The sequence below is a fragment of the Pimelobacter simplex genome, from assembly GCF_024662235.1.
Lineage (GTDB): Bacteria > Actinomycetota > Actinomycetes > Propionibacteriales > Nocardioidaceae > Nocardioides.
The window spans coordinates 2,303,061-2,320,446 of record NZ_CP096276.1 but is presented as its reverse complement, the minus strand read 5'-3'; the positions used below and the strand labels follow the sequence as shown (position 1 = coordinate 2,320,446).

Annotated in this window: 18 protein-coding genes and 1 pseudogene; 8 read left to right on the top strand and 11 right to left on the bottom strand. The window is 73.9% G+C overall.

Annotated features, from left to right (window positions below; all coding sequences use genetic code 11):
- Positions 1-461 precede the first annotated feature (461 nt).
- Positions 462-1,871, bottom strand: coding sequence for an MFS transporter (locus M0M48_RS11520; protein ID WP_257751232.1), 1,410 nt, complete (start codon positions 1,869-1,871; stop codon positions 462-464).
- Between the two features lie 211 nt (positions 1,872-2,082).
- Between M0M48_RS11520 and M0M48_RS11515 the strand changes: the two genes are divergently transcribed.
- Genes M0M48_RS11515 through M0M48_RS11505 form a run of 3 tightly spaced genes read left to right on the top strand, consistent with a single transcriptional unit; the run spans position 2,083 to position 3,955 of the window.
- The gene (locus M0M48_RS11515; protein ID WP_215816143.1) at positions 2,083-2,676 is read left to right on the top strand and encodes a hypothetical protein; all 594 of its coding nucleotides are present in this window, start codon (positions 2,083-2,085) and stop codon (positions 2,674-2,676) included.
- A complete protein-coding gene (locus M0M48_RS11510; protein ID WP_257751231.1) occupies positions 2,673-3,107 on the top strand; it encodes a hypothetical protein in 435 nt (144 codons plus the stop codon). The genes M0M48_RS11515 and M0M48_RS11510 overlap by 4 nt, the downstream gene beginning before the upstream one ends.
- Positions 3,104-3,955: a hypothetical protein gene (locus M0M48_RS11505; protein WP_215816145.1), complete on the top strand. Its 852-nt coding sequence runs from the start codon at positions 3,104-3,106 to the stop codon at positions 3,953-3,955. Before M0M48_RS11510 ends, M0M48_RS11505 begins: the two co-directional genes overlap by 4 nt.
- 10 nt (positions 3,956-3,965) lie before the next feature.
- On the opposite strand, the gene M0M48_RS11500 is transcribed toward M0M48_RS11505, so the two are convergent.
- Genes M0M48_RS11500 through M0M48_RS11490 form a run of 3 tightly spaced genes read right to left on the bottom strand, consistent with a single transcriptional unit; the run spans position 3,966 to position 6,570 of the window.
- On the bottom strand, positions 3,966-4,943 hold the full coding sequence (locus M0M48_RS11500) for a hypothetical protein (RefSeq protein WP_257751230.1): 978 nt from the start codon (positions 4,941-4,943) through the stop codon (positions 3,966-3,968).
- Entirely contained in the window at positions 4,940-6,217 is a 1,278-nt protein-coding gene (locus M0M48_RS11495; RefSeq protein ID WP_257751229.1) for an MFS transporter, read from the bottom strand. Before M0M48_RS11495 ends, M0M48_RS11500 begins: the two co-directional genes overlap by 4 nt.
- Positions 6,214-6,570: a TfoX/Sxy family protein gene (locus tag M0M48_RS11490; RefSeq protein ID WP_257751228.1), complete on the bottom strand. Its 357-nt coding sequence runs from the start codon at positions 6,568-6,570 to the stop codon at positions 6,214-6,216. Before M0M48_RS11490 ends, M0M48_RS11495 begins: the two co-directional genes overlap by 4 nt.
- Positions 6,571-6,891: 321 nt before the next feature.
- Here M0M48_RS11490 and M0M48_RS11485 point away from each other — a divergent pair, with 321 nt between their 5' ends.
- Positions 6,892-7,296 carry a hypothetical protein gene (locus tag M0M48_RS11485; protein ID WP_257751227.1) on the top strand — a complete coding sequence of 135 codons (405 nt, stop codon included), beginning with the start codon at positions 6,892-6,894 and terminating at the stop codon, positions 7,294-7,296.
- Here the strand turns inward: M0M48_RS11485 and M0M48_RS11480 are convergent.
- The 6 genes and pseudogenes from M0M48_RS11480 to M0M48_RS11455 form a co-directional block, all read right to left on the bottom strand.
- Complete coding sequence (locus tag M0M48_RS11480; RefSeq protein WP_257751226.1) at positions 7,265-7,828, bottom strand: TIGR03086 family metal-binding protein; 564 nt, start codon at positions 7,826-7,828, stop codon at positions 7,265-7,267. The two genes, M0M48_RS11485 and M0M48_RS11480, sit on opposite strands and share 32 nt — an antisense overlap.
- A complete protein-coding gene (locus M0M48_RS11475; RefSeq protein ID WP_257751225.1) occupies positions 7,825-8,334 on the bottom strand; it encodes an SRPBCC family protein in 510 nt (169 codons plus the stop codon). Before M0M48_RS11475 ends, M0M48_RS11480 begins: the two co-directional genes overlap by 4 nt.
- Positions 8,331-8,708, bottom strand: a complete 378-nt coding sequence (locus tag M0M48_RS11470; RefSeq protein WP_215816156.1) for an ArsR/SmtB family transcription factor — start codon at positions 8,706-8,708, stop codon at positions 8,331-8,333. Before M0M48_RS11470 ends, M0M48_RS11475 begins: the two co-directional genes overlap by 4 nt.
- Positions 8,709-8,773: 65 nt before the next feature.
- Complete coding sequence (locus tag M0M48_RS11465; RefSeq protein ID WP_215816157.1) at positions 8,774-9,484, bottom strand: NUDIX hydrolase; 711 nt, start codon at positions 9,482-9,484, stop codon at positions 8,774-8,776.
- On the bottom strand, positions 9,481-10,077 hold the full coding sequence (locus M0M48_RS31060) for an isochorismatase family protein (RefSeq protein ID WP_257754474.1): 597 nt from the start codon (positions 10,075-10,077) through the stop codon (positions 9,481-9,483). The genes M0M48_RS11465 and M0M48_RS31060 overlap by 4 nt, the downstream gene beginning before the upstream one ends.
- Positions 10,066-11,376 (bottom strand): annotated as a pseudogene (locus M0M48_RS11455) (nicotinate phosphoribosyltransferase); the annotation flags it as partial. The gene M0M48_RS31060 and the pseudogene M0M48_RS11455, both read right to left, overlap by 12 nt.
- Positions 11,377-11,437: 61 nt before the next feature.
- On the opposite strand from M0M48_RS11455, the gene M0M48_RS11450 reads away from it, so the two are divergent.
- Complete coding sequence (locus tag M0M48_RS11450) at positions 11,438-12,925, top strand: HsdM family class I SAM-dependent methyltransferase (protein WP_257751224.1); 1,488 nt, start codon at positions 11,438-11,440, stop codon at positions 12,923-12,925.
- Complete coding sequence (locus tag M0M48_RS11445) at positions 12,922-13,326, top strand: VOC family protein (RefSeq protein ID WP_257751223.1); 405 nt, start codon at positions 12,922-12,924, stop codon at positions 13,324-13,326. The genes M0M48_RS11450 and M0M48_RS11445 overlap by 4 nt, the downstream gene beginning before the upstream one ends.
- Here M0M48_RS11445 and M0M48_RS11440 read toward each other — a convergent pair.
- Positions 13,301-14,071 carry an IclR family transcriptional regulator gene (locus M0M48_RS11440; protein ID WP_215816160.1) on the bottom strand — a complete coding sequence of 257 codons (771 nt, stop codon included), beginning with the start codon at positions 14,069-14,071 and terminating at the stop codon, positions 13,301-13,303. The genes M0M48_RS11445 and M0M48_RS11440 overlap by 26 nt on opposite strands.
- A gap of 100 nt (positions 14,072-14,171) precedes the next feature.
- Between M0M48_RS11440 and hutH the strand changes: the two genes are divergently transcribed.
- Both hutH and hutU read left to right on the top strand, forming a co-directional pair.
- Complete coding sequence (gene hutH / locus M0M48_RS11435) at positions 14,172-15,716, top strand: histidine ammonia-lyase (protein WP_215816161.1); 1,545 nt, start codon at positions 14,172-14,174, stop codon at positions 15,714-15,716.
- Entirely contained in the window at positions 15,713-17,383 is a 1,671-nt protein-coding gene (gene hutU / locus M0M48_RS11430) for a urocanate hydratase (RefSeq protein WP_215816162.1), read from the top strand. Before hutH ends, hutU begins: the two co-directional genes overlap by 4 nt.
- The last annotated feature ends 3 nt before the right edge of the window (positions 17,384-17,386 follow it).

The window sequence follows — 17,386 nt, the reverse complement described above, 5'->3', positions numbered from 1 at the left end:
GTCGCCGGCCTCGTCTGGTGGCTGCTGCGCGCCGAGCCGCCGGCGCCGGAGGCGGTGTCGCCGCAGCCCGGTCCGCTCACCGCGACGCCGGCTCCGTCCCCGCCGCCGCGCGACGTGTGCGACGGCCAGGCGCGGCGGGGGTTCGTGCCGACCGCGTTCAGCGTCCCCGGCGTCGTACGGCGGGCGGAGGTGCGGGGTCTCCCGCGCGACGCGCAGGGCGTGCCCGGCGTACCGCCGGTCTCCGACAAGGACGTCGTCGCCTGGGACCTCGGCGGCATCGAGCCCGGCAGCCGCGCGGGCCACGTGCTGCTCAACGCCCACACCTGGCCCAACGGGGCGGCGCTGGGCAACCGGCTCCTCGACGGCCTGCGCGAGGGCGGCCGGATCGTGCTGCACGGCGCCGGCGGCAAGGTCGCCTGCTACCGGGTGAGCGCGCGCGAGGAGGTGCGCGCCGAGGACGGCTATCCCGGCTGGGACGCCGTGGACGGCTCGCCGGAGGTGGTCATCGTGGTCTGCTCCGGCGAGCGCCGCGGGCCGGGGGACTGGTCGCACCGGACGCTCTGGTTCGCGCGTCCGGCCGTCTGAGCCTGAGCCTGCGCCTGAGCCGCGGGTGCGGGCGCGGGGAGCCGGCCGTTGACCGTCTCGGGCAGGTGCCGCTCGAGCACCCGGGCCAGGACGACGATCACCGCGCACCCGACGAGCATGAGCGCGATGAGCAGCGTGCCCTGGCCGTGCTGGAGCAGCAGCCCGGCGACGATCGGCCCGGCGACGGTGCCGGCCTGGACGGCGCCCGCGTTGATCGCGTTGGCGCGACCGCGCAGGTGGTCCTCGGCCAGGTCGTTGGTGATGGCGGGGACGGTCGGCTGGAGCAGCGTCTCGCCGAGGCCGAACACCAGGCCGAAGCCGAGCAGCCCGATCGCGGCGACGAGGCCGCCGGGCGCGATGCCGCCGAGGCCGACCAGCGCCCACGCGACCGCCCAGAGCCCGGCCATGGCGATGAGGACCCGGGTCCGGCGGCGGCCGCGGATGCGGCGCATGACGCCGAACTGCAGGCCCACGATGACGAACGTGTTGAGGGCGAAGGCGGCGCCGATCAGGCCGGTGGAGAGCCCGGCGGTCTCCCGGGCGAAGCCGGGCAGGCCGGCCTCGAACTGGCCGTAGCCGATGAACGTCGCGACGAAGGTCAGCAGCGTCAGCCAGCGCACGGCCGGGCTGCGCAGGATCGTGCGGTAGCCCGGCGCGGCGGGGCAGGCCAGGTCGCGCGGCGGGCGCGGCGCGCGACCGTGCAGGTGGCGCAGCGGGCCGAGGAAGAGCGCGAGCGGCACCAGTCCGGCGACGGCGTCGGCGAGGTAGATCGCGGTGAAGGTCTCCGGCCGGGACACGTCGGCGAACAGCCCGCCGACGATGCCGCCGACGCCGAGGCCGAGGTTGGTGAGCGCGAAGTTCACCCCGAAGTACTGCTGGCGCACCTCGCCCTCGACGACGCTCGCGATGAGCGAGTTGAAGGCGGGCCAGGAGGCGCCGAAGTTGACCCCGATCAGGGTCAGCGCGACCGCCGCGGCGGCGGGCGTCGTGGCGAACGCGAGGAGCGCGGTGCCCGCGACCATGCAGACCTGGCCGCCGAGCATGACCACGCGGGCGCCGTACCGGTCGGTGAGGGCGCCGCTGGGTCCGGTGACGACGAAGGCGACCGCGGCGATGAGCGCCATGAGCGCTCCGGCGAGGCCGAGGTCGAAGCCGCGCACCTCGTGGAGGTAGATCAGCGTGAACGGCAGCACCAGTCCGCGACCGAGGGTGGAGATCGCGACGGTGGACAGCAGCCAGCGTCCCTCACGAGGAAGCGCGGCCCAGAACGAGTTCAACGAGATCATGCGTGGACCGGGTGCTTCACGGTTGAAAACTTTACGACTCGGGCCCGATCCGGAGGAAATCTGCCGGGCGCGAACGGGCCTCGTTGTGGCGGAACACACGGCCTACCACTTTGGGTGCCGAACCGAGGGTTCGATCGGCAGCGGCTGAGGAAGGCTGGGGGCAATGCTCGGGGCAGCCCGCTCCGAGCGCCCAGCCAGCGACGGGGTAGCGATGAACTTGTCCGCGACGTACGGCGACCGGGCCGCGCTGCAGCGCGAGATCCGGGGACCGCAGTGGTTCGCATCGGAGGAGACGACCGGTGGCCGTGACGAGCACACCGGCCTGGAGATCGAGGTCGACGCGACCGGGTGGCCGGTGCGGGTGGCCGCGCTCACCGCGGTGGCGCCCGAGCTGCGCGACGCGGCCGGGCTCCGCGCCGCCCTCGAGCGCGCGATCGGTGGCGCGGTGCTGGGCCACCTCGCCCACAACGCCGAGCGCCGCCGGCTGAGCCCGGCCGAGATCGAGCGGGGCCGCGAGCTGGTCGAGGGACGGCGCCGGTTGGTGCCGCCGCCGGCGTACCGCGCGGCGCCGCTGGTCGCCCCCGACGGGCCGGTGCAGCCCCGCAGCGCCTGGCGCGACGACCGGCTCGACCGCACCGTCACCGGCACCTCCCGCGAGGGCGAGATCCGGGTCGAGCTCGGCTACATCGACGGCCTGCGCCGCCTCGACGCCGACGCGCAGTTCCTCGCGACCGCACCGGCGGACCTGCTCCGCCACGCCCTCAACGAGGCGTTCACCGACGCCCAGGAAGGAGGCCGGCGATGAGCACGACCCCCAATCCCTCCCCGGTCTACGGCCCGTTCGTCCCGCCGCAGTGGAACCCGCCGGACGACCCGCCGGGCTACGGCGAGCCGCACCCCCCGGGCGGCGCGAACGGCGAGTTCTCGGCCGAGATCCAGGACCTGGTCACCGCGTCGGTGGCCTGGGACGGGCTCTCCGCGGCCCTGCAGAAGGTGTGGGGCTACGCCTCCGAGGGCTGGGGCTACCCGAGCCTGTTCGGCATGCAGGACACGCTCTACACCGCCGGCCGGCTGCACCAGACGATCAACGAGGTGCTCGTCAACGGCGCGGCGGACGGGCACTGGATCACCCAGACCCTCGCCAACGGCCTGGTCGAGACCGCGAACGACCTCAGCGGTACCGACACCACCCAGGGCGAGAACTTCCGCAAGCTGAAGGATCGGGCAGGCGAATGACTGACGCAGACAAGGACCCGCAGGTCTTCCTCACCCAGGTCAACGACGCCATCGAGGACGTCAACAAGGCCATCGGCGAGTTCATCGAGAAGTCCGCGAACTTCATCAACGACCACCTCACCGAGGGGGGCATCCTTGGCGGCTTCCTGGCCGGCGGCATCCCGGGCGCGATCGTCGGCGGCCTGGTCGGCCACGAGCTCGAGGGGCGCTTCGACGACGCGATCGACAACATCAACGAGGCCTGGGAGACCGCCTCCGAGACGATCCGGCAGTCGATCGGCTCGATCCTGGGCGACCCGCTGCGGATGTCGAGCATCGCCAGCCGCTACCGCGACTCCGTCGAGGAGCTCGGCCAGGTGCGCATCGACATCGACGCGGCCAACCGCTACCTCGCCAAGAGCTGGACCGGCCGCGCCTACACGGCGTACGAGAACACCTCGGCGTTCCAGCTCAAGGCCGTGCAGGGCATGTCCGACTCGTTCGCCGAGGCGGCCGACCTGCTCGACGACCACCAGGTCAACCTGCTCAAGCACTGGAACGCCCAGCTCAAGAACCTGGTCGACCTGGCAGCGGCCATCCTCGGCAAGGCCGGCGAGCTCGGCGACGTCGGCAACTGGTTCACCGGCGGCGCGGGCGTGATCGTGCAGATCATCGTCACCGCGGGCTCGCAGGCGGCGTCGATCGTCAAGGAGGCGGTCGACTACTGGATCACCCTCAACGTCGGCAACGCCGGCGACTGGGACGCCATCCAGGCCAAGCTCGGTCAGCGCGGCTTCGAGGGCGACAAGTGGCCCGACTTCACCAGCGTCGACCTGCCGAACCTCAACGGTCCCTGGCAGAAGGCCTGAGGCCGGAGCCTCAGCGGTCGAGGGGGAGCGACCCGGTCAGCGTGACCGGGTCGCCCCCGACCGTGCTGGTCCGGCGGACCTCGAGCCGGGTGCCGCCAGGGGTGAACACCAGCGTGGACGACGTCGCGCCGCTCTCGCCGCGGTCCTCGTCGCGCGTAGCCACGGGGGCGCGCCCGTCGACGCTCGCCCGGACCTCGGTCGCGCTCACCGGCGCGCTGCCGGACGGCTGGAGCGTGGTCTCGAGCTGGACCACCCGCCACGGGCCGTCCGCGGACCAGCCCTGGCCGGCGACCCACGGCCAGCTCGCCGTACGGGCGCGGCAGAAGGCGCTGCCACCGGTGCGGGTGAAGGACGTGGGCGTCACGGTGGTGCGGCAGCTCGTGTAGCCGGCCGCTGCGGAGGCGGGGACGTCGTAGAGCGGCTGCGCGGCGGGGTCGACGTGGGGTGCCGGGGCGTCCTCGGTGACCGACTGGGCGACGCCGTCGAAGACCACCTCGAGGCCCCAGTCGGCAGGATCGTCGAGGGCGACGTAGACGAACCCGGTGCTCCGGCTCAGGCCGTCGACCTCGAGCGGGACCCGCCGCCCGTCCTTGCCGTCGCCGGTGACGAGCGCGAGCTCGTCGGGCACGCTCGGGTCGAGGACGGAGGTCTGGGCCGCCGTGGGTACGCCGGCGCCGGCCTCGGTCGTCCAGGAGACCGCGACGAGGGTGCTGTCGTCGCCGGCCGAGACCGCCTCGTCGGCGAAGGTCCCGGCGGCGTCCACCTCGGTCCCGGGCAGCGGCGCGATCCGCGCGGTGAGGCGCCCGTCGGGGAGCTGGAGCTCGGCGGTCCAGCCGCGCTGGGCGGCGGGGCTGCCGGGTGCGGGGGCGTCGGTCGCGGCCCGCACCACCTCGCCGGCGGCGAGGTCGCCGGAGCCGCCGGTGCAGCCGGCGGCCAGCAGCGGGGTCGCGAGCACGGCGAGTGCGGCAGCGCGGAGCGGGGAGGTCATGACGGCGTTCCTTCCCCGACTGCGGCGGGTTCAGTCTGCTGGCCGTTGACCGTCGCCGAGACGTGGCGCTCGAGGACCAGCGCGACCAGGGCGATCGCCGCGCAGCCCAGCACCATGAGCGCGATGTAGACCACGCTCAGGTCGTGCTGGAGCAGGAAGCCCGCCACGACCGGTCCCGCGATCGCGCCGCCCTGGAAGGCCGCCGCGGTGAGCGCGTTGTAGCGGCCGCGGGTGTGGTCGGAGGCGAGGTCGTTGCTCATCGCCGGCACCGTGGGCTGGAGCAGGGTCTCGCCCAGCGCGAAGACCCCCATGAAGGCGATCACGCCGGTGGCGGCGGCCAGTCCGCCCGGGGCCAGTCCGGCGAGGCCGAGCAGCGCCCAGGCGACCGCCCAGGTCGCGGCCATCACCAGCATCACCCGGGTACGGCGGCGCCCGCTGATGCGCGAGAGCACCGCGAACTGCAGCACCACGATGATCGCGGTGTTGACCGCGAACGCGAGCCCGATCGTGCGCGTCGACACCTCGGCGGCCTGGCGCGCGAAGCCGGGGAAGCCCGCCTCGTGCTGGCCGTAGCCGATGAACGTCCCGATGAAGGTCAGCAGCGTCAGCCAGCGCACCGCCGGCTCGCGCAGGATCGTCAGGTAGCCGACCGCCGCGGGCGCGGGACTGCCGTCGGCGGGCGCCGCGGCGCGGCCGTGGACGTGGCGCAGCGGGCCGAGCAGCAGCGCCATCGGGATCAGCCCCGAGGCGGCGTCGGCGAGGAAGATCGCGGTGAACGTGTCGGGCCGCGACACGTCGGCGAACAGCCCGCCGACCACCCCGCCGACCCCGATGCCGAGGTTGACCAGGGCGAAGTTGATGCCGAAGTACTGCTGGCGCAGCTCACCGCTGACCACGCTCGCGATGAGCGCGTTGAAGCCCGGCCACGAGACGCCGAAGTTGAAGCCGACCAGGACCAGTGCCACCGCCGCGAGGGCGGGCGTGGTGGCGAAGGCGAGCAGGACGTTGCCGGCGATCATGGCGGCCGTGCCGGTCAGCAGCACCGCGCGGGCGCCGTACCGGTCGGTGAGGGCGCCGCCGGGGCCGGTGACCAGGAATCCGACGACGGCGATGAGCGCCATGAGCGTGCCGGACAGGCCGAGGTCGAAGCCGCGCACCTCGTGGAGGTAGATCAGGGTGAACGGCAGGGTCAGGCCGCGACCGAGGGTCTGGATGGCGACCGTGGACAGCAGCCACCGGCCTTCCGTGGGCAGGGCGCCCCAGAAGGCCCTCACTTCTTCGGCTTGGGCGGCAGGCTCGCGGCGTAGGCCGCCCCGATGCCGACCCACGTCCCGAGCGCGGTGTCCTCGAGCACGTCGTCGGCGTCGACCCGGAGCCAGCCGCGCATGCTGCGGCCCTGCATCTCCATCGGGACCGCGGCGGTGGTCTCGACGTAGTGCTCGGTCTCGTCGGGCGCGACGCGGACCATGATCCCGCCCTGGCCGGACGCGGCGACGGCCATGTTGCCGCCGACCATGAAGCCCAGCCCGCCGAACATCTTCTGCTCGGTCACCTCGTGACCCGCGAGGCTCGGCTCGTCGACCAGGAGGTCGCGGAGCCGGGCCGCCAGCTGCTCGTCGTACGCCATGGGACGAGGCTAGGACCCGGCACCGACAGCGCGACACAGGAGTGCTGGCCGAAGGTACCTTGGGGCGAGCAGGAATTCGGGTGTGCCGGTCAATGCGCGAGGAGCGGACCGATGATTTCGGGAATTCGGACAAGGGCGCTCGTCGCCGTGCTCGGCATTGTCGCCGTGACCGGTTGCTCGGAGGCGTCGGCGCCTTCGCGGTCGAGCGAGCCCGATAGTGCGGTCGCGCGTGACACCGAAACTCCGCAGCGCACGTGGTGCGACATGTCCATCGCCCGGCAACGGACCCTGCCTCGTGGATACGAAGCCGTTCTCGGCGCCGTGGGGCTCCCCACGGCGCGGACCGCACGCCGCGCACAGCAGGCGGGCGACGGGGCCGGTGCGGGCGTGCTGTTCGCGAAGACCGCCCTGCTGCTCCGCGGCGACGAGCCGATCGTGATCGAGCAGGTCCCGGGCAGCGGCGACGCGGGAGAGCCGCCCCTGCTGCTCGGTTGGGGCGAGACGGAGCCGGGTGCGAGGTTCACGGCGCGACCGTGCCCGCGTACGCCGGGCTGGCGCGTCTTCACCGGCGGCCTGTACCTGACCCGCCCTTCCTGCGTGCGGCTGCGGGTGCACGTCGGGGCGCGGTCGACCGAGGTCAGCGTCGGCGCCGGTGCGCCGTGCCCGGGCCAGCGACGCCCGGCTGGGCCGGCTGTCAGGGCCGCCACTGCGGGTCGCGGCCGATGAACCCGATCAGCCGGTCCTGCCAGCTCGCGTCCTCCGGTACGGCGACCCGGGCGCCGTACTGGCCGCTCTGGCGCAGCATCTCGTCCATCGGCTCCATGCCGGTGAACATCACCTGGCAGCGCTCCTCGTCGAGCCGGTCGTCCTGACCGGTCGCGCGGGCGAGGTCCCAGGTGTGCATGAAGACGTCGCCGGTGTAGAACTCCGAGATCGCCCGGGGCAGCGGCATCGCGGGGAGCCGTGGGTGGGCGAAGGTGAGGTCGGCGTTGGCCGGGTCGTCGAGGACGGCCTGGACCCCGGTGGCGTGGTGCTCCCACGCGGCGACGGGGTCGTCGTCGACGGAGGGACCGGGGGTCAGGCGCAGGTCCGAGCCGTCGGCGAGGAACGCCGGGAACCACTCCACCAGGTGCCGTACGACGTCGCGCGCCTGCCACTGCGCGACGGGCGTGGCCGCGTCCCAGCCGCCGGCGCCGACCCCGCGCACCTTGTCGCCGAAGGTGCCGGCGATCGAGCGGTGCTCCTCGGCGGCGCTCACCGGCCGGTCTCCGCGACGAGGCGGGCGAGGAGGCGGTCGAGGGCGGCGTAGCCCTCGTTGACGCCGACCTCCATGCCGCTGGCGAGCATGCCGGCGCGGGACTCGAAGTCGTAGACGACCGAGAGCGCCTCGATGCGGGTGCGGCCGCCGGGCAGCTCGACGAACACCATGGTGTCGAGGCTGACCGCGTCGGGCATCTCCTCGAAGCCGAAGGTCTGCACGATCTTCTCGTTCTCGTTGACCCGGTGCACCGCGCCGTAGAAGTGCGCGATCTCCTCGCCCTCGCGGGTGGCGGTGTAGCGGTACTCGCCGCCGGTGCGGATGTCCCACACGTCGATGTCCATCCCGATCGAGTCGGGGCCCATCCACTGCTTCACGAGCTCGGGCTCGACGTGGGCGCGGAAGACGAGCTCGCGCGGGGCGTCGAACTCGCGGACCATCCGCACGGTGGGGACGTCGGGGTCGGCCTCGATGAGGGTCTCGGGGGTCGTGGTCTCGGTGCTCATCCTGCTTCTCCTCGTGCTCGGTCGCTGATCTCGGTGGGGGAGTCCTGGCCCTGCATCCGGGCGAGGACGGCGTCGAGGCGGCGATAGCGCTCCTCGGCCTGCTGCTGGTACCGCTCGATCCACTTGGTCATGAGGTCGAACACCTCCGCTTCCAGGTGGACCGGCCGGCGCTGGGCGTCGCGGCTGCGCCGGACCAGGCCTGCCTCCTCGAGCACCTTGAGGTGCTTGGAGACGGCCTGGAGCGACACGTCGTACGGCGCCGCGAGCTCGCCGACCGTCGCGTCGCCGGCCGCCAGGCGGGCGACCATGTCACGCCGGGTCGGGTCGGCGAGCGCGCCGAAGATCCGCGACAGCCGGTCCTCTTGCTCAACCATGTGGTTGAGCATGCATCCGGGTCGAGGTCCTTGTCAACCGTTCGGTTGAACAAAGGGGGAGAGTGTCAGGCGCCCCGCGCCATCGGGGGCGAGATGAGCGTCGCGTCGCCGCGGCGGTAGAGCAGCGCGCGGCGTCCGCCGGCCTCGGTGGCGTGCCCCCGCGTGTCCGTCGGTACGACGAACCCGTCGGTCCCGAGCACCTTGCGGCGGAAGTTCCCAAGGTCCGGAGGCGTGCCCCAGACGGCCGCGTAGACCCGGCGCAGCTCGGGCAGCGTGAACGGCTCGGCGACGAACTCGGTCGCGAGCGTCGTGTACTCCAGCTTGGCCCGGACCCGCTCGCGCGCGTCGAGCAGGATCTGGCGGTGGTCGAAGGCGAGCGCCGGTCCGTCGCTGTCGTCGCGGCCCTCGAGCAGGTCGTCGACGACCCACCAGCGCGCGTCGGCGGCGTCGGTGCCGGGGTGCGGCTCGGGGAGGTCGGGGGCGAGGGCGACGTGGGCCACCGAGACCACGCGCATGCGGGGGTCGCGGTCGGGCGCGGAGTAGGTCTTGAGCTGCTCCAGGTGGCCGGGGAAGCGCTCGACGCCGGTCTCCTCGCGCAGCTCGCGCCAGGCCGCCTGCTCGGCGTCCTCGTCGGGCTCGACGAAGCCGCCGGGCAGTGCCCACGAGCCGGCGAAGGGCTCCTCGCCGCGCTCGACCAGGAGGACGGCGAGCGCTCCGTCGCGCACGGTGAACACGGCGAGGTCGACCGCGACCGCAAACGGGGGGTGCTCGCTCATCGCGCCACCTCCACGTCGACGCCGGCCGCCGCCAGCTCGTCGAGTGCCGCGGCCGACGAGTCCGGCGCGACACCGGCGTGCAGGCCGTCGAGGAGGCGGACCGCGAAGCCCGCCTTGACCGCGTCGAGGGCGGTCGCCCGGACGCAGTAGTCGGTGGCGATGCCGGTGACGTCGACCTCGGTCACCCCGGCGGCCGCGAGCAGGTCGGCGAGGCGCTCGCCGCGGTCGGTGACGCCCTCGAACGCCGAGTACGCCGGCTCGCCCATGCCCTTGACGACGTGGTGGGTGACCGCGTCGGTGACGAGCTCGGGCGCGTAGTCGGCGCCCGCCTCGCCCTGGACGCAGTGCACCGGCCAGGTCGAGACGAAGTCGGGGGCCTGGCCCGGCTCGTGGAAGTGGCCGCCGTTGGTCTCGCCTGCGCGGTGCCAGTCGCGCGAGGCGGCGACGAGTGCGTAGTCGCCGGCGTGCGCGGCGAGGTGCTCGCTGATCCGGCCGGCGACCGCGCGGCCGCCGGTGACGCCGAGCGAGCCGCCCTCGACGAAGTCGTTCTGGACGTCGACGACGATCAGCGCCTTGGTGCTCTGGGGGGCCATCGGGGTCTCCTCTCGAAGCGTGGTGGTCAGGTACGCCGCCCCGGCCGAGACGCTGCGGGCCTCGGCGGGCAGCGTGGCCAGGGTGGCGGCGGCGAAGTCGCGGACCTCGCCGAGCGTCGGGCGGTGGACGACCTCGCCGGCGCGGACCAGGGGGACCTGGACCTCTCGGGCGCCGGCGCCGGGTGGGGGAGCGCCCTGCGCGGTGAACCACTCGGCGGTGAGCAGCCCCTGGTCGTCGTAGGTGCGGTAGGGGCGCTTGCGGCCGCCGACCGAGCCCTTGTCCTTGGACTTCTTCGCGACCGGGCGCAGGGGAGCGCTGTCGTGGTCGGCGATGGCGACGAGCTTGTAGACCATGCTCGCGGTCGGGTGGCCCGAGCCGGTGGCGACGCGGGTGCCGACCCCGTAACCGTCGATGGGGGCGTCGGTGAGCGCCGCGATGACGAACTCGTCGAGGTCGCTGGTCACCACGATGCGGGTCCCGGTGGCGCCGAGCGAGTCGAGCAGGAGCCGGGCCCGGTGGGACTCGTCGCCCAGGTCGCCGGAGTCGATCCGGATCGCGCCGAGGCCGGTGCCGGCGACCTCGACCGCCGTACGGATGCCCTCGGCGATGTCGTAGGTGTCGACCAGCAGCGTGGTGCCGACGCCGAGGGCCTCGACCTGGCTGCGGAAGGCGTCGGCCTCGGTGTCGTGGGCGAGGGTGAAGGCGTGGGCCGCCGTCCCCGCCGTCGGTACGCCGTAGCGCCGGCCCGCGGCGAGGTTGCTCGTCGTCGCGAAGCCCGCCAGGTAGGCCGCCCGAGCCGTCGCGACCGCCGCCTCCTCGTGCGTGCGCCGTCCGCCCATCTCGATGATCGGCCGGCCGCGCGCGGCGTCGACCATGCGCGCCGCGGCGCTGGCGATCGCCGTGTCGTGGTTGAGGATGCTCAGCACGAGCGTCTCGAGCACCACGCACTCGCCGAGGGTCCCGGTGACGGTGAGGATCGGGCTGCCGGGGAAGTAGAGATCGCCCTCGCGGTAGCCGTCGACGTCGCCGCCGAACCGGAATCCGGCGAGGTAGTGCGCGGTCTGCTCGCCGATCACCCCCTCGGCCTGCAGCCAGGCGAGCTCGTCGGCGTCGTAGGAGAAGTCCTCGATCGCGGTCAGCAGCCGGCCCAGCCCGGCGAGCATGCCGTAGCGGCGGCCCTCGGGCAGGCGGCGCGCGAACGCCTCGAACACGGCAGGGCGATCGGCGCTCCCGTCGCGGACGAACGAGTCGAGCATGGTGAGCTCGTAGCGGTCGGTGAGCAGTCCGGTGCGGTCCATCGCGGCTCCTCGATGTTGTAGTCAGTGTGACTATAACAGGGGTGGTCTAGCGTTCACCAGCATGGCGCGCGGTGGCGAAGGGGTGGCGGACGCCTACGAGCAGCACCTCGCCGACCACGAGCGGGACCGGCGCCGCGCCCAGGGCTCGTTCTACACCCCGCCCGCGCTCGTCGACTGGATCCTCGACCGCGCGCTGCCCGCCACGCCGGGGGCGACGGTGCTCGATCCGGCCTGCGGGACCGGGCACTTCCTCGTCGCCGCGGCCCGGCGCCTGGGGGTGCGGGCGGTGCACGGCTCGGACCTCGACCCCGAGGCGGTACGGATCGCCCGCGAGCGGCTCCAGGCCCTCGATCCCGGCGTCGCGGCCGACGAGATCGAGCGGCAGGTCGTCCTCGCCGACGGGCTGACCGCGTGGGAGGGCCGGACGTTCGACGCGGTCGTCGGCAACCCACCGTTCCTGGGCCAGCTGCGCCGCCGGTCCGCCGGGCAGAACGAGGAGCACCGGCGGGCGCTGGGTGCCTACACCGACACCAGCGCTGTCTTCCTGCACCGGGCGCTCGACCTCGTCGCGCCCGGCGGGGTCGTCGCGCTCGTGCAGCCGCTGTCGGTGCTCGCCGCCCGCGACGCCGGACCGGTACGACGAGCGGTCGCCGAGCGCGGCACCCTCACCGACTTCTGGTGCTCGGACCGTCCCGTCTTCGAGGGCACGCCCGTGCTGACGTGCGTCCCCGTCGTCCGGGTGGGCGCGGGGCCCGGCCCCGACCCCGACGCCTGGGGGCGGCTCGCCGCGCCGACGTTCGGCATCCCGGTCGCGCCCCTCGCTGCCGGGGCCGCCGGGGCCGGGACGGTCGGCGACCTCGCCGACTGCACGGCCGACTTCCGCGACCAGTTCTACGGCCTGGCGCCGTTCGTCCGCGACCGCCTCCCCGGCGGTACGCCGCTCGTCACGACCGGCCTCATCGACCCCGCCGAGTCGCGCTGGGGGAGGACGGCGACCCGCTTCGCCCGGGTCCGCTACGACGAGCCGTCGGTCGACCTCGCTGCGCTGCGCGCCGACGGGGCGCTGGCCCGCTGGGCCGACGCACGCCTCGTCCCCAAGCTGCTGGTCGCCGGGCAGGGCCGGGTGATCGAGGCGGTCGCCGACGAGCACGGCGCCTGGCTGCCGTCGGTCCCCGTGGTGAGCGTCGTCCCGCGCGACCGGGCGGACCTGTGGCGCCTCCTCGCGGTGCTGCTCGCGCCGCCCGTCGTCGCGCACGCGGCGACCCGCTACCTCGGCGCCGGCCTCACGCCCGGCTCGGTCAAGGTGAGCGCGCGCCAGGTGGCCGCGCTGCCGCTGCCGGCCGACGCGGGGGCGTGGGCCGAGGGCGCGGACCTGGCGCGGCAGGCCCAGCACGCAGGCGAGGACGAGAGGCCCGGGCTCCTCGTCGCGACCGGCCGGGTGATGACGGCCGCCTACGGTGCCGGGGACGACGTGCTCGACTGGTGGGCCGGGCGGGTGCGCCGGCGTACCGATGATTCGGCGGCCGGCGCCGGGTCAGCCCCGGCATGAGCGAGTTCCTGGCCGACGGGGCCGAGCTGTTCGCCGGCGTCTGCGTGCGCGACTACGCCCAGGCCCGCCCCTGGTACGACGCACTGCTCGGCGCACCGCCGTCGTTCCTGGCCCACGAGACCGAGGCGGTCTGGGAGCTCGCCCCGCACCGCTGGCTCGTCGTCGAGCAGCGACCCGAGCGGGCCGGCTTCGCGACCCAGACGCTCTTCGTCGACGACCTCGACGCGCGGGTCGCCGCGGCGGCCGGGCGCGGGATCCTGCCGGCGACGGAGGAGACCTACGGCGACGGGGTGCGCAAGGTGATCTACCGCGACCCCGAGGGCAACGAGATCGGCTTCGGCGGCAACCCGCCGAGAGACCCCGGCAGCGACCCCGTCAGCGACCCCGCAGGCGGCGGGTGAGCGAGTCCGCGGTGGCCACGACCGCCGCGGCCAGCCGCTCGCGCTGGCGCTCGTCGAGCGAGCCGCCGGACGGCGTGGTCGGGTAGGTCACCGCGACGCCCGCGACCGGCATCTCGTTGTGGTCGACGACCGCCGCCGCGACGCTCGCCATGCCCGCGGTCACCTCGCTGTCCTCGGTCGCGTAGCCACGCTGCCGGGTCTCGGCGAGCACCGAGCGCAGCGCGGTGGGCGAGGTCGGGCCGACGCCCGTGCGGTCGACGAACGACTCCTTGTCGGGGTAGAGCGCGCGCACCTGGCTGGCCGGCAGCCGGGCCAGGATCGCGCGGCCGCTGGCGGTCAGGTGCGACGGCAGCCGTACGCCGACGTCCGTCACGAGCGGCGGTCGGCCGGGAGCGCGCTCCTCGACGACGTAGAGCACGTCGCGGCCGTGGGGGACCGCGAGGTGCGCGCTGTGCCCGATCCGGTCGACGAGCGTGGCGAGGGGGCGCCGCGCGATCCGCTGGAGCGGCGCCTGGCGGGCGTAGCCCGAGCCGACCTCGAAGGCGGCGACACCGAGCCCGTAGCGGCGGTCGTCGCTCAGGTGCACGACGAAGCCCTCGTCGGCCATCGCCTGCAGCAGGTGGTACGTCGTGGAGCGCGGGATCCCGAGCTCGCGCGCGATCCGCTCGACGGCGACCGGTTCGGGCTGGCCGGCGAGGAAGCGCAGCACCCGCAGCGCGCGGGTCGCGGCGGGCACCTGGGTCACGTCGGGCGGTCCTCTCCTCGGCCGAGCATGTCTCGGATCTGAGACTCATCATGCCGTGACACCCTGGCGCGCGCCACCCCGGGAGAGGTGGAATCGAGCCATGGAGAAAGTGACGGTCGGAACGGGCGCGATCTCGTTCGACGACGTGGTTGCGGTGGCCCGTGGCGGCGCCGCTGTTGTGCTCAGCGACGAGGCCCTCGCGGCCATCGACAAGGCGCGCGCGGTCATCGAGGACCTCGCCGCGTCCCCGACGCCGCACTACGGCGTCTCGACCGGCTTCGGCGCCCTCGCCACCCGGCACATCGCCCCCGAGCTGCGGGCCCAGCTGCAGCGCTCGCTCGTCCGCTCGCACGCCGCGGGCAGCGGCCCCGAGGTCGAGCGCGAGGTCGTCCGCGGCCTCATGCTGCTGCGTCTCTCGACGCTCGCGACCGGCCGCACCGGCGTACGCCGCGAGACCGCCGAGCTCCTCGCCGGCCTGCTCTCGCACGGCATCACCCCGGTCGTCCACGAGTACGGATCGCTCGGCTGCTCCGGCGACCTCGCGCCCCTGGCCCACTGCGCGCTCGCGCTCATGGGCGAGGGCCCGGTCCGCACCGCCGACGGTGAGCTGACCGACGCCGCCACCGCTCTCGCTGCCGCCGGCCTCACGCCGGTCGAGCTGCAGGAGAAGGAGGGCCTCGCGCTCATCAACGGCACCGACGGCATGCTCGGCATGCTCGTGCTCGCGATCCACGACCTGACCGAGCTGCTCAAGGTCGCCGACATCTCCGCGGCCATGTCGGTCGAGGGCCAGCTCGGCACCGACCGGGTGTTCGCCCCCGAGCTCCAGGCGATCCGCCCGCACCCCGGCCAGGCGGCCTCCGCGGCCAACCTCACCGCGCTCCTGCGCGACTCCGGCGTCGTCGCCTCGCACCGCGGCCCCGACTGCAACCGGGTCCAGGACGCCTACTCGCTGCGCTGCTCGCCGCAGGTCCACGGCGGCGTGCGCGACACGGTCGCCCACGCGGCCTCGGTCGCCTCCCGCGAGCTCGCCTCGGCCGTCGACAACCCGGTCGTCCTCGCCGACCAGGGCCGCGTGGAGTCCAACGGCAACTTCCACGGGGCGCCGGTCGCCTACGTGCTCGACTTCCTCGCGATCGTCGCCGCCGACCTCGCCTCGATCGCGGAGCGTCGTACCGACCGCTTCCTCGACAAGGCCCGCAACCACGGCCTCCCGCCGTTCCTGGCCGACGACCCGGGCGTCGACTCGGGCCTGATGATCGCGCAGTACACCCAGGCCGCGATCGTCTCCGAGCTCAAGCGCCTGGCCAACCCGGCCAGCGTCGACTCGATCCCCTCCAGCGCGATGCAGGAGGACCACGTCTCGATGGGCTGGTCGGCCGCGCGCAAGCTGCGCCGGTCCGTCGACGGCCTGACCCGCGTGCTCGCCATCGAGCTGATGACCGCGGCCCGCGCGCTCAACCTCCGCGCCCCGCTGACCCCGAGCCCCGCCACCGGCGCGGTCGTCGAGCTGTTCCGCGGCGCCGGCGTCGGCGGCCCGGGCACCGACCGCTTCCTTGCCCCCGAGATCGACACCGCCTACCAGCTCGTCGCCGACCGCTCCGTCACCGCGGCCGTCGCGAACGTGATCGGAGAACTCGCATGACCACCCAGCAGGACAACCCCCGCCTCCCCATCCACGCCGCGCACGGCACCGAGCTGACCGCGAAGTCGTGGCAGACCGAGGCCCCCCTGCGGATGCTGATGAACAACCTCGACCCCGAGAACGCCGAGCGTCCCGAGGACCTCGTCGTCTACGGCGGCACCGGCAAGGCCGCGCGCAGCTGGGAGGCGTACGACGCCCTCGTGCGCACCCTGCGCGACCTCGAGGACGACGAGACCATGCTCGTCCAGAGCGGCAAGCCCGTCGGCGTCTTCAAGACCAACAAGTGGGCGCCCCGCGTGCTCATCGCCAACTCGAACCTCGTCGGCGACTGGGCGAACTGGGAGGAGTTCCGCCGCCTGGAGGAGCTCGGCCTGACCATGTACGGCCAGATGACGGCCGGGTCGTGGATCTACATCGGCACCCAGGGCATCCTCCAGGGCACCTTCGAGACCTTCGCGGCCGTCGCCGACAAGCGCTTCAACGGCACCCTGGCCGGCACGATCACCCTCACCGCCGGCCTCGGCGGCATGGGCGGCGCGCAGCCGCTCGCTGTCACGATGAACGACGGTGTCGCGATCTGCGTCGACGTCGACCAGAGCCGGATCACCCGCCGCATCGAGCACCGCTACCTCGACGTCCAGGCCGACAACCTGGAGCACGCGCTCGAGCTGGCCGTCGCCGCTCGTGACGAGCGCCGGGGCCTGTCCATCGGCCTGCTCGGCAACGCCGCCGAGATCTTCCCGCAGCTGCTGGAGATGAAGGCGCCGATCGACGTCGTCACCGACCAGACGTCGGCCCACGACCCGCTGTCGTACCTGCCGATCGGCGTCCCCTTCGAGGAGTGGCACCAGCGTGCCGAGGCCGACCCGGCCGGCTTCACCAAGGAGGCGCAGGCCGCGATGGCCGCGCACGTGCGGGCGATGGTGGAGTTCCAGGACGCCGGCGCCGAGGTCTTCGACTACGGCAACTCGATCCGCGACGAGGCCCGCAAGGGCGGCTACGACCGGGCGTTCGAGTTCCCGGGCTTCGTGCCGGCCTACATCCGCCCGCTGTTCTGCGAGGGCAAGGGCCCCTTCCGCTGGGCCGCGCTGTCCGGCGACCCGGCCGACATCGCCGCCACCGACAAGGCGATCCTCGAGCTCTTCCCCGACAACGAGCGGCTCCACAAGTGGATCGGCATGGCGCAGGAGCGGGTCCACTACCAGGGCCTCCCGGCGCGCATCTGCTGGCTCGGCTACGGCGAGCGCCACCTGGCCGGCCTCAAGTTCAACGAGATGGTCAAGAACGGCGAGCTCAAGGCACCGATCGTGATCGGCCGCGACCACCTCGACTGCGGCTCGGTCGCGTCGCCGTACCGCGAGACGGAGGCCATGCTCGACGGCTCCGACGCGATCGCCGACTGGCCGCTGCTCAACGCGATGACCGCGACCGCCTCGGGCGCGACCTGGGTGTCGCTGCACCACGGTGGCGGCGTCGGCATGGGTCGCTCGATCCACTCCGGCCAGGTCTGCGTCGCCGACGGCACCGAGCTGGCGGCTGCGAAGATCGAGGCCGTGCTGACCAACGACCCGGGCATGGGCGTCATCCGCCACGTCGACGCGGGCTACGACCGCGCCGCCGAGGTGGCCGCCGAGCGCGGCGTCCGGATCCCGATGCAGGAAGGCTGATCC